The 12,107-nt window shown below is 47.4% G+C and carries 10 protein-coding genes; 5 read left to right on the top strand and 5 right to left on the bottom strand.

All coding sequences use genetic code 11. The annotated features are described in order from the left end of the window. Positions 1-225: 225 nt before the first annotated feature. From QUA02_RS21220 to QUA02_RS21235, 4 genes are all read left to right on the top strand, one after another. Complete coding sequence (locus tag QUA02_RS21220; protein ID WP_333030392.1) at positions 226-1,635, top strand: (Fe-S)-binding protein; 1,410 nt, start codon at positions 226-228, stop codon at positions 1,633-1,635. A gap of 135 nt (positions 1,636-1,770) precedes the next feature. Continuing rightward, positions 1,771-2,823, top strand: coding sequence for a WG repeat-containing protein (locus tag QUA02_RS21225; protein WP_333030394.1), 1,053 nt, complete (start codon positions 1,771-1,773; stop codon positions 2,821-2,823). Between the two features lie 117 nt (positions 2,824-2,940). Then, positions 2,941-3,702: a Uma2 family endonuclease gene (locus tag QUA02_RS21230; RefSeq protein WP_333030395.1), complete on the top strand. Its 762-nt coding sequence runs from the start codon at positions 2,941-2,943 to the stop codon at positions 3,700-3,702. Between the two features lie 101 nt (positions 3,703-3,803). Further along, positions 3,804-4,499 carry a Uma2 family endonuclease gene (locus QUA02_RS21235; protein WP_333030396.1) on the top strand — a complete coding sequence of 232 codons (696 nt, stop codon included), beginning with the start codon at positions 3,804-3,806 and terminating at the stop codon, positions 4,497-4,499. A 296-nt stretch (positions 4,500-4,795) separates the two neighbouring features. On the opposite strand, the gene QUA02_RS21240 is transcribed toward QUA02_RS21235, so the two are convergent. Further along, on the bottom strand, positions 4,796-7,039 hold the full coding sequence (locus tag QUA02_RS21240) for a hypothetical protein (protein WP_333030433.1): 2,244 nt from the start codon (positions 7,037-7,039) through the stop codon (positions 4,796-4,798). A 691-nt stretch (positions 7,040-7,730) separates the two neighbouring features. On the opposite strand from QUA02_RS21240, the gene QUA02_RS21245 reads away from it, so the two are divergent. Beyond that, on the top strand, positions 7,731-8,243 hold the full coding sequence (locus tag QUA02_RS21245) for a phycobiliprotein lyase (RefSeq protein ID WP_333030397.1): 513 nt from the start codon (positions 7,731-7,733) through the stop codon (positions 8,241-8,243). 31 nt (positions 8,244-8,274) lie between these two features. On the opposite strand, the gene QUA02_RS21250 is transcribed toward QUA02_RS21245, so the two are convergent. From QUA02_RS21250 to QUA02_RS21265, 4 genes are all read right to left on the bottom strand, one after another. Beyond that, entirely contained in the window at positions 8,275-8,943 is a 669-nt protein-coding gene (locus tag QUA02_RS21250) for a hypothetical protein (protein ID WP_333030398.1), read from the bottom strand. After that, positions 8,940-9,113 carry a hypothetical protein gene (locus QUA02_RS21255; RefSeq protein ID WP_333030399.1) on the bottom strand — a complete coding sequence of 58 codons (174 nt, stop codon included), beginning with the start codon at positions 9,111-9,113 and terminating at the stop codon, positions 8,940-8,942. The genes QUA02_RS21250 and QUA02_RS21255 overlap by 4 nt, the downstream gene beginning before the upstream one ends. A gap of 62 nt (positions 9,114-9,175) precedes the next feature. Beyond that, complete coding sequence (locus tag QUA02_RS21260; RefSeq protein ID WP_333030401.1) at positions 9,176-11,695, bottom strand: DUF3769 domain-containing protein; 2,520 nt, start codon at positions 11,693-11,695, stop codon at positions 9,176-9,178. Positions 11,696-11,990: 295 nt separating this feature from the next. After that, positions 11,991-12,107 (bottom strand): photosystem II reaction center protein I, encoded by a 117-nt coding sequence (locus QUA02_RS21265; RefSeq protein ID WP_039887172.1) that lies wholly within the window; start codon positions 12,105-12,107, stop codon positions 11,991-11,993.

Consider the following 12,107-nt stretch of genomic DNA (forward strand, 5'->3'; position numbering starts at 1 on the left):
TAAATGCCTCGCATAAAGTTGGTCAATAGCCTTCATAGCCTTGATTTCGCCTCTCGACAATTAATCCACCCTGCCTAGCCCCCCTTAAGAAGGGGGGGACAGGAAATGCTCAAAGTCCCCCTTCTTAAGGGGGATTTAGGGGGATCTAGACTCAGCTAAAAGCAAGAATTATCAAGGGTTTTAGGCGATAGTCACTAGGAACCAAAACAATTAGGTAATATATATATGCAAACTTCCGAAAAATCTCAAGTTCCCAGCGACGATTTAAGACCAGCCAAAGACAGCAATTTTTTAGCACAAAATCCTCACTTGCAAACCCTCGAAATCCCCGGTTTCGACGCTAACAATCCGCCCGATCCCAAATTAATTGATACTTGCGTGCACTGCGGCTTTTGTTTGTCAACTTGTCCGAGTTATCGGGTACTCGGCAAAGAAATGGATTCGCCCAGAGGCCGCATTTATTTAATGGATGCAATTAACGAAGGCGACGCACCTTTAAACGAAGCAACATCGCAGCATTTCGATACTTGTTTGGGCTGTTTAGCCTGCGTAACAGCTTGTCCGTCTGGAGTTCAATACGACAAATTAATTTCCGCAACTCGCCACCAAGTTGCCCGCAATCAGAAACGCACTTTTTCCGATAATGTAATTCGCACTCTGATTTTTAATCTCTTCCCTTATCCTCACAGATTGCGGCCTTTGCTTGTACCGCTGTTTATTTATCAACAATTAGGACTGCCAAAACTTGTCCGCAAAACAGGTTTGCTGAAAAAAGTATTTCCCCGCTTGGCCGCGATGGAATCAATTTTGCCGAAAGTTACTGTTGATTCTTTCCGGGATAATTTGCCAGAGGTAATTCCGGCACAAGGCGAAAAACGCTATCGAGTCGGCGTGATTTTAGGCTGCGTGCAGCGGCTGTTATTTTCGCCAGTTAATGAGGCTACGGTGCGAGTTTTGACGGCTAACGGTTGCGAGGTTGTGATTCCGAAAAGTCAGGGATGCTGTGCTGCTTTGCCGGAACACCAAGGCCAAGCGGAACAGGCGAAATCTTTGGCGCGACAAATGATTGACAGTTTTGAAAATACTGGCGTTGATTTTGTCATTATTAATGCTGCTGGCTGCGGTCACACTTTGAAAGAATACGGCCACATTTTAGCAGATGACCCGGATTATTGCGAGAAAGCTGAGAAGTTTGCTGCTAATGTTAAGGACGTGCAAGAGTTTTTGGCAAGTGCGGGTATTACGGCGAAACTCAATCCTTTGGTTGATGGAGATTTGACAATTGTTTATCAGGATGCTTGTCATTTGTTGCACGGACAAAAGATTAGTTTGCAGCCGCGTCAGTTGTTGCAACAAATTCCTGGGGTGAAGCTAAAAGAGCCTGTGGATGCGGCTTTGTGCTGCGGGAGTTCGGGGGTTTACAATATGCTTCAGCCGGAGGTTGCTGATGAATTGGGAGTGCAAAAGGTGGAGAATTTGCTGAATACTGGGGCGGAGTTGATTGCTTCTTCTAATCCGGGTTGTTCTTTGCAAATTAAGAAGCATTTGGAGTTGCAGGGAAAGGCAGTTACTTTGATGCACCCGATCGAGCTTTTGGATTATTCGATTCGCGGGGTGAAGTTGCTGAGGAAGTAGTTTTGTAGGGCGGGCGGTGTCTGCCCTATTTTCGCTGCTGAGTGAGATGTTTTTTAATGAACCGCAGAGGGCGCAGAGGAAGAGATGAGAGAGAAAGATGAATAGGTTATTGTATTGAGAAATGGATTTTGAAAAATGAAAAGAGCTATTTCTAGCTTTTTATGTCTGCTTATTTCGGGTTCAACTTTTTCGCAGCAGGAGTCAACAGCAGCTTTGCATCCCCCCCGACAGTCTGTTCAATCGTCAACTTCATCTTCATCGCCGGAAGATAAGCAAGAGTCGATCGCGCTTTTTCCGATTGTTCAAAATAAAAAATACGGCTTTATTGACTGTACAGGCAAAATCGTTATAGAACCCCAATATGATTATACTTGGCGCTTTACCGAAGGTCTGGCAGTAGTCGCAATCGATTCTAAGTGGGGTTTTATCGACAAGACAGGGAAGATTGTTATCCCCCCACAGTTTGATGAAGTTTGGGACTTTTCGGAAGGGCTGGCCAAGGTAAAGTTAATAAATGGTTCCAAATGGGGCTACATCGACAAAACAGGGAAAATATTAATAAAGCCTCAATTTGATGATGCTGAAGATTTTTCTGAAGGGCTGGCAAGGGTAAAGATTGGCTCGAAATACGGGTATATAGACAAGGTGGGGAAAATAGCGATCGCAATCGAATTGAATGATGCTTACGATTTCTCTGAAGGGCTGGCTCAAGTGCAAGTTGATGACAGAGTTGTCTTTATAGACAAGATGGGTAAAATAGTTATTTCTGAAAACTTTGATGTTGCTATGGACTTCTCTGAAGGCTTAGCCGCAGTTGAGATTGACGGCAAGGTGGGCTATATTGATAAAATAGGAAAATTTGTTATTCCTCAACAGTTTAAAGATGCTTTTAAATTTTCTGAATCGCTAGCAGCAGTTGAGATTGGTGACAAGTGGGGCTATATCGACCAAACAGGAAAGATGATAATCTCGCCACAGTTTGATGAGACTAAAAATTTCTCTGAAGGACTGGCATCGGTAAGGATTGGGAACAAGTGGGGCTATATAGACAAGACGGGAAAAATTGTAATAGAGCCACAGTTTGATGTGGGTTGGGAATTCTCAGAAGGGCTGGCGGCAGTGGAGATTGGCGATTTGCAAGGCTATATTGACAAAATTGGAAAGTTTGTTTGGAATCCGACAAAGTGAGCGATTTATTTAAAAGGGCGATCGCACTTCTCACCTTTCCCAAAAGCTCGATCGCACTTCTGACTCTTCCCACAAGCTAAAATTAAATTCAACAGTCTTTCACCCCGGACAACTGTTATGGTAACTCAAATCCCATCTCCTACTCAGCAAGAAGTTATTTACCCCGACAGCGACGGCTTACCAATGGCAAATAATACTGACCAATTTCGCTGGATTCTCGTCATCGAACAAAATTTAGAATGGATGTATGCTAATGACGAGAATGTATTCGTAGCTGGTGATTTGTTTTGGTATCCAATCGAGGGAAGATCGAATATTGTTAACGCCCCCGACGTGATGGTTGCCTTCGGCACACCGAAAGGGAGACGCGGTTCTTACCAGCAGTGGAATGAGTCAGGAATTGCACCGCAAGTTGTGTTTGAAATTCTCTCTCCTAGTAACACGCAGGATGAAATGGAGAAGAAGTTGCTATTTTACGATCGCCACGGAGTTGAAGAATATTACATTTACAATCCTAGCAATAACCAACTCAGAGGGTGGCTGCGGGCAGAAGACGGGTTAGATGCGATCGCCTTAATGGAAAATTGGACGAGTCCTCGACTGGGAATTCGCTTCGATTTATCGGGTTCTCAATTGCAAATTTATAGGCCAGATGGAACGAGGTTTTTCTCCTACGTTGAGATTTGTCAACTGTTAGAGGAAGAACGCCAGCAAACAGCACAAGAACGCCAGCGGGCAGAACTTGCAGAAACCGCTTTAGCAGAGGAACGTCAGCGGGCAGAACTTGCAGAAACCTTTTTAGAAGAGGAACGGCGCCGATCGCAGATTTTGATGGAACGGTTGCGAGAAATGGGAATTAACCCAGACGAATTAAGTTAGAAATTTGGCTGTTTTGGATTGGATCGAAAAGCTCGATCGCACTTCTGACTCTTCCCACAAGCTAAAATTAATTTAAACAGTCCTAACCCCGGACAACAGTTATGGTAACTCAACTCAAGTCTCCTCAAAAACCTGATGTAATTTACCCCGACAGCGACGGCAAACCGATGTCAGACAATACCAAACAATTTCGCTGGATACTCATCATTCAACAAAATTTAGCGTGGCTATTTGCGGACGACCCGAATGTATTTGTCGCCGGAAATTTGCTGTGGTATCCTGTTGAAGGGGATAACAAAACTTCTATCGGCCCGGATGTGATGGTAGTCTTCGGTAGACCGAAAGGAGATAGAGGTTCTTACCAGCAGTGGGAAGAAGAAAATATCGCGCCGCAAGTAGTGTTTGAAATTCTTTCTCCCGGCAACAGGCTAACAGAAATGAATAAAAAACAGGTATTTTACGATCGCCACGATGTTGAGGAATATTACCTGTACGACCCGGAACGCAACGATTTCAGCGGTTGGATGCGTTCAGAGGGGCGTTTGGACGTAATTGATGCGATCGAAAATTGGGTCAGTCCTCGACTCGGAATTCGCTTTGATTTGTCGGGTGAAGAGTTACAAATTTATCGCCCTGACGGCGAACCGTTTACAAGTTATGAGGAGGTTTCTCGCAGCTTGGAACAAGCCGAACAGCGGGCAGAACAAGAACGACTGCGGGCAGAACAAGCCGAACAGCGGGCTGTTGTCCTAGCAGAAAGACTGCGAGCGATGGGGATTGACCCGGAACAATTGTAAACTAGATTGGGGAAAAGAGCGATCGCACTTTTAAATTTTAGCAAAAGTGCGATCGGCATAATAATACCAATTCTCGCCTCCAGAAAGCAACAATCATGAGTGTGGGTTTGTTTACGCTCACCTGAGTGTAGGGTGCGTCGCTCAAAGATTGTGGATATTCTTTAAGATTTACGGGTGGCGACGCACCCGGAGGCTACTGTTGCATGAGTTTTGAGAATTAGTATGACTAATGACTAATGACTAATAACTAATAACTAATAACTCATGACTCATGACTAATGACTAATGACTAATGACTATTCCCCCTCTTCCAACCTCAAAAAATGCACCTGTCCCGAAGCTTCCGCCGCCACAATTGTTACCCCATCCGGTGCAATAGCGCAAGCTTTCAAAGCACTATCTCCCCTGAAACTAGCAACTACTTTTCGACTTAACAAATCCCAAACTTTCAGAGTATTATCATCCGAAACAGAAATCGCTTTATTTCCCACAGTCGCCACAGATGTTATCGCATCCGCATGACCTACCAAAGTAAAAATTTCTTTTCTACTTGACAAATCCCAAACTTTCAGATTGTTTTCCCGCCCGCCAGAAATCGCCCATTTGCCATCCGCCGTAACTGCCACAGCATTCACAAAACTCTCATGACCTTTGAGAGTAAAAAGTAGATTTTTGACGGCTAAATTCCAGAAATGTGCCAAAATATTCTTTTCTTTCCCCAAACTCCAAATTTTCAGAGTTTTGTCGCCGGAAGCCGAAATAATCCGCTTGCTGTCGGGAGTAGCTGTCACAGCTTTTATCCCGTCCTCATGACCTAAAAAAGTAAAAAGTTCCTCTCCTGTTTCTAAACTCCAAACTTTAATAGTTTTGTCTCCAGAACCGGAAATCGCCATCGTTCCATCTGCCGTCACTGCCACAGAATTTACCCAGTCTGTATGACCCCTGAAAGTAAAGATTTCGTGTCCGGTTTCTAGATTCCAAACTTTGACAGTTTTGTCGCCGGAACCCGAAACTACTCGCTGGCTATCCGCTGTTATCGCGATCGCTTTTACCCAATCTTTATGACCGGAAATAGTAAAAATTTCCTGTCCGTTTTCAAGATTCCAGACTTTAATGCTGTTGTCTCCAGAGCCGGAAATCGCTTTAGTACCGTCCGCCGTCACTGCTACAGCATTTACCCAGTCATTGTGACCTGCAAATGATAAATTTTCTTTTCCTATTTCTAAGTGCCAAACTTTGAGAGTTTTGTCAGAGGAACCCGAAACTATCCGCTTGCCGTCGGGGGTAACAGCCACAGCATTGACTGGGGCGATGTGATTGGTAAAAGTAAAAAGTTCTTCTTTTGTTTCCAGATTCCAAACTTTCAGCGTTTTGTCGCCGGAAGCCGAAATTACTCGTTTGCCGTCGGGACTGACTGCCACAGCTTGAACGAAACTGCCGTGTTTTCCTAAAGTGAAAAGTTGCTTTCTTTCTGACAAACTCCAGACTTGAACAGTTCCGTCGTAACTGCCGGAAATTATTTGTTCGCCGTCGGGAGTAACTGCTACTGCTTTTACCCAGTCTGCATGACCGGTGAGAGTAAAAAGTTCTTTTCCCGTTTCTAGGTTCCAGACTTTAATGCTGTTGTCTCCAGAACCAGAAATCAACCGTTTGCTATCAGGAGTTACTGTTACGGACTGCACAAAACTGCTGTGACCTTTGAGGTTTAAATCTACTGCCCCTGTTGACAAATCCCAAACTTTTATGCTGCCGTCCCAAGAACCAGAAATTATTCGCTTGCCGTCGGGTGTTACTGCTACTGCTTCTACCGCAAAAGTATCGCCTGCAAATGTCAATATTTCTGTTCCCGTTTCTAAATCCCAAATTTTAATAGTATTGTCCCAAGAACCGGAAATTACTTTGGTGCCGTCGGGCGTGACAGCTACAGCATTGACGTAGGTAAGATGACCTTTGAGGGTGGAAAGTTCTTCTCCTGTTTCTAAGTGCCAAACTTTGAGAGTGTGGTCGGAGGACGCAGAAATTGCCCGCTTGCCGTCGGGGGTGATTGCTACAGCTTGTACCCAATCTGTATGTCCGGTAAGGGTGCGTAGCAATCTCCCGCCGGGAGGAGTAAAGCTGGGGGTTAGCGGCTGCAGCCAGGGTTTTTTTTGGTGTTTTGCTTGTGCTAGCAGTTGTTGAATTTCTGGACTTTCAAAGCGCATCAAGCGGGCAATTAGTTGGGCTGCTAGTTGGGTTTGGTCTTTGGCTAGAATGTGGGCAGAAAGCCGAATTGCTTCTTGGATTAATTTTAGTTGGTCGGCTTTTTGGTCTGAGGTTATAATATCGGGACTTGTTGCTAAATCGTAATCTTCTATTAGCGCCTGCACTCCCGATGCTGACAGCTTGGCTTCAATAAAATTGTAATCTGTTAGTAGGCTGTATAATTTCTCTGAGTCTGAAGTCGCTGCTAGCTGATTTGGCAGGATTTCCAGGCAGTGCATCTGTTCGGCGGGCTGCATTTTATCCAGCCCTTCTGTAAACTCGCTCATAAATTTACGGATGTCTTTTTTAAATGTATACGATCGCTAGCTGTACCCTGCCGAAAACCCGATCGAGAATCTTTTCTCTTGATTTAGCATGACATATTTGAATGCTCTTTGCTACGGGCTGCTGCCCTCGGTTTGGTGATGGTTCGATGAATTGCTCGTTTTTTAGTCTGAGTCTGCTTTCTGAATTTTCAAGGAGTGCGATTACCGTCAACCGCAGCCAATATAATTCAACTCAACAGCGCCAAATTTACCGATCGATCTACAAAAGCTGACATATATCGTTGTCTTTCTTAACATAGCTGCTCTTTGGGCGATGATTGTCGATCGACACACTCAAGCTAAAAATTTTGATGGGCGACAATCTTAGTTTGATCTGCTAACAAGACTTTTTATAACGAAACGCGAGGCCGGCTGCTCTAATTTTTGGTCAATTGCGTCGCATCAGCGAGGCAGATGTCCCCCCGGTTGGGCTTCGTACCTCAACCGCACCTGCAATCTGCTATCATTCAAAGCTCTCGGAAAGTTTTGCAGGCGCTCCCCATTCCTTTAAAATATAGAATAGGACTTGCACTCTTAAACCGGGTTTCTAGCAAAAATCATTGGTTTGGCCGCTAGGTGTGCAGGAAGAAACCGGGTTTTTGACTCCCTAGCCCGCAAGTCGCGATCGAAAATAAAGCAGTATTTGAGTTTAGAGACAAATTTCATGGACGTTATCGAGTTTTTCGAGTTAAGTGCAGGCAAATGGTTTTCTCAGCGTACCGTACACAATCTCAATTCTGGGGAATTGCAGGCAGGTAAATCCGACCTCAAAATAGAAATGCTGACAGCTAGCGATGCAGCAGTCGTTAAACTTTGCCAACAGCACTCGATTAACCCGGCCTCAACTAAGCTAAAAGGCGTTCGGATTAGTTGGGACGGTGTTCCCGATCGCAACCAAGCTAAACAAATCGGTTCTACAATACTAGCGATCGTACCAAATCCCGACAATCCAAGCGTTGGCAAAGTGTTGCAAGACAAGGGAAACAGCCGCTACGTGATGGGCGCCGACGATGTGCTGACATTGATTACAGAATCAGACACCATCCATGCCGAAGAAAGGCTGTGGTATCTCATGCCCAACCTGCGGCTTCGGACTAGCGTTGTCAAGCAAGCTAACGGTAAGGAACAAGCATCTTTTTGTTCGGAAATTCGGATGGGAGGGAGTCCGAAAAGTTAACGGTGACAAACAACTATCTAATGCCCAAAGTTTACACCTTATTTCTGCTTTCTCCCTTCTTTCTTCGGCCTTCTCTGGCAATGGCTTTTAACTTGGTGTGAAAATCAGTGTGTTTGACAACTGGGAATGATTTTGTCACAGGTTTGTCCGCTAATAAGCGATCGGCCTCGGCTCGATCGGCTAGGGCGTTAATAGCCACATCTTCATATACGACAACTTCTGTATTTTCTTTTGTGCGATCGTCGGCTGCGGGCAATTTTTCTATTTCCTGGGCTTCTGTGTTCGGGATTTCTGCACCGGGCGCGCGATCGATCTGGGGCTCTGACGGCAGCAAATCTAACTCTGCGACACCGACTTCCGATTCCTGGTTCGAGAAAAGTATATCTTGCTGCTGGTGTTGAGCATCTCTTTCAAGGGTTAAATCTTGAGGGAAATTGTTGCATACCAAGCGTTCAAACTCGCGATTGAAATGATAGAGCGGTTGACCTATCCGATGCCACATGCTCAATAGCTGTCCGACAGAAACAGCCTTGTAGCGCCCTTGATAAAGCGCTTCAACCACTGCTAAACGCAGCCAATAGCCGGGATACTTGGTCAGCCATTCACCCGCCAATTTCTCTGCTTTTTTGCCACCTAGGTCAAAACCGTAGTGAACCAGCAGAGCCGCTGCTTGTGCAGATATTGCCGTCACTTCTGTCATTTGTTGTCTGTTGACTGTTGACTGTTGACTGTTTTCTGTTGACTGTTGACTGTTGACTGTTGACTGTTGACTGTTGACTGTTGACTGTTGACTGTTGACTGTTGACTGTTATCTGTTGACTGTTGACTGTTATCTGTTGACTGTTGTCTTTTGGTTCCACCAATTACCAATTACCCAATTACCAATTACCATTCCCTATACCCAATGACCAATTCCCTATTAGCCAATTGAATTAATCGGATAAACGCACGCCTCCTTCTACAGTTCGCGCGTCCCCAGAAAAAGGTTGGGGAGTGCCGTTCCAGTTGAAGTCGCTAATTCTAAAAGTCAGGCTGCCGACTTGACGCTCAGGATTAAAACGCAAAATAATTGCGTAACTGCGGCGGCTGTATTCTAAAGTGTAATTCGTACTGATTGTTTCCCTGCTCTCTAAATTAATAGCACTTTGAAACCCGACTCGAAACCCTCCGTAAACTTGCTGGACAAGTCCAAAAGAAAGAACTTTCAAATCTACTAAGCGATCGAACAAATAAGGCGATATGCCGTCCCGCGCTACCTGAGTATAAGTCACGTTAAATCCAGTGTAATCGAGGAAAGGGCGGGAGAAATGGCCGAACTGTCCTTGAATGCCGATGCTGCTGGCGATCGAATTTTGCCGATCGCCGCTGCTGTAAGAAGTGCCAACTCCCCGGACTCCCAAGGCCAGTTGGACGAAAGGAACCACCGGTGTCCGCGTATACCTCAAACCCTGGGTGGGAGTGCGGGGCAGCGGTTGGCCCTGCCAGAGGTTGAAGCCGCGGCTCAAGGCGACGCTGGCTTGGGCGCGGCCGAGATCGACGCGGTTGTTTTCCCGCACTGGTTCGAGCAAGTCTGCTCGATCGGTGTCAGCATTGATAAACTGATAGCCGGCTTGGTAGCTGAGATTGATGCCAGTGCCTCCGAGTTGGATGACTGGGGAAGTGAGGACTGCCCCGAGGCTGCTCTGCACGGTTTGATAGCCCAGAGAACCGTTAAACAGCCGATCGCGATAACTGTATTCTGCTGCCAGAGAGTGAGTGCCGATCGACTGCCGCAGGCGCAAATTGCCCCGAAAGCTGTCTTCCGGCAAGTTCGGGAAATTCTCAAAACTCAGAAATATTGCCGATCCGTCGAGCCTGGTGCGCGGGCCCAGACTAGCGCTCAACCTCGCTTTCAGCCCGTAGCTGTCGGGAAAAAATGGGTTGCCGCCGCGATCTGCCACGACCCGCTGCAGGTAAATTTGGGGCGTCAGGGTCAGCCGCACCGGCCCGTTTTGCAACACCTCAAAACCGCACTCGGCATACAAACCGCCTCTGTCCCCCCCGTCGTAACCAAAAGTCAAACACGGGCCGTTCTGCTGCCGGCTGTCAAACACTTGCCTGCGGGGATACACGGGTATTTTCACGCGGTTGTCGAACACCAAGCGGGGCGAATTTGTGACCAATTCCTCAGCCGTGGGCGAAATCCTTCTAATCGTCGCCCTCCGGGCCCTGTATTCAAATTCCGGCGGGGAAAACGGGTCGTTAGTAATCCGAATGTTGGTTGCTACCCTTGCGCCGTCTGGCAGCAGTTCGATGCGGTCTGCTTCAAAGCGGATGCGGTTGACGGCGCCGACCACTTGGGGGGCTGCTAGCTGTCCGCCGCCGCCGATAGTGACTGTAGCGGCGCCGGAGGATTTGACTCCGCGCAGGGGCTGCTGGCTGGTAATTCGATCGCTCAGAGGCTGTTCCAGAATCGTCCCAGCACTAATATCTGTAGGCAGTGTGGGGGTCAATTCGCTACCTGCTGCGGGCAGGAATATTTCGCCGCTGGCTTGTTCGACTGCGCCGCTGTTGAGGCCGAGATTGAACTCCATCTGCTGGCCGCGCACTACTTGTTGCCCGCGGGTATAGGCGACATTGCCGGATGCTACCACTTGGCGGGTGACTAAGTTGACGATCGCCCGATCGGCATCAATCACAGTTTGCCGGAACCGCACGACCACATTACCAACCGCCGTAACAATTTGCTGCTTGTCGTCGAATTCTTGGCTGTCAGCCTTAATTTCGATAGTATCGGCCGGACTCACCGGAAACGGAACAGTCCGCCTAGAAGGCGCGGTGCGGACTCCCGGCGGCGCTGGTTTGGGCTTCGGTTGCGGCGCTCTTGGCGTTCCGGGTGTGGGGGCGGTGCCCGGTGTTGGAATCTCGAACTGCTGCTGCTCGGTAGGAAGCGGTTCGGGCGCCGGTTCTGGAACGGTAATCTCCGCAGGTTCGGGATAGTTATCTTTTAACTGCTGACCTTTGGCCTGATACCAACTTTCCTGCTGTCCGGGAGCATTCTTGTCTTCTTTTCTCTGCGCCTCTGCGGTTCGTTGCCGATTCCGAGCGGAAACGGCATTTTCTACCGAACCCAACTGGTAAGCTGTAAACGAGGAATCTTTCGGAGTTTCCGCAGTTTTGGGTTCTCCCACAGGAGCCCGACGCTGAAATCCTACCACTGCGTCGCCGCGTTCCACTTCCGCTAGGGGGTCAGCGATTTCTGGAGGCTGGCCGGTGGTGCCGAGGAGTGCTGCTGCGGGTTCTGCTGGGGCCGGTGTGGGTTCTGGCTGAACGATATCTGGGCTTGGTTCCGGTATTTCTGCGGGGTTGCTGCGGGTGTCTCCATCGCCGGCCGCCACAGTGAGGGCGACTTTTTTTGGCTTTGCGATGTAGATGATGGCAGAGGGTTCTGGCGGCGGTACCGGATAGGGCATAGTTACAACAGGTAAGTCATCCGATTTTAGATTTTAGATTTTAGATTTTATAGGGTGCAAATTATTGAAAATTTTGCATCTAAAAGGCAACTGTTTAAACATTAATCTGACATCTAAAATTTGCAGTGGCTTTGGCGCGCCGGAAGATGGCGGCTTTCAGAAGTTGCTTTCGCCACAAGATAACCTCGCTGAGTCAGTGCGAGGTCAAGTTTTGTTCGACTAATTTTCGTGGGTTTGCGGGCTTGCTGGGGGGCTGCGGTGGCGTGCCTCCCAGCAAGCGGCCGAGATAACTTGTTTATTCCATGTCTCTGCGGTTGGGGTTCCGGGCTGGGTCATTGGACAAAAATCCAAATATGAACAGGGAAACAAAAAATAGGACAACTACATTAACTACGATTTTGAGGGTTAGCAC

Source organism: Microcoleus pseudofavosus SVA1_A4, from assembly GCF_036700565.1.
Taxonomy (GTDB): domain Bacteria; phylum Cyanobacteriota; class Cyanobacteriia; order Cyanobacteriales; family Microcoleaceae; genus Microcoleus.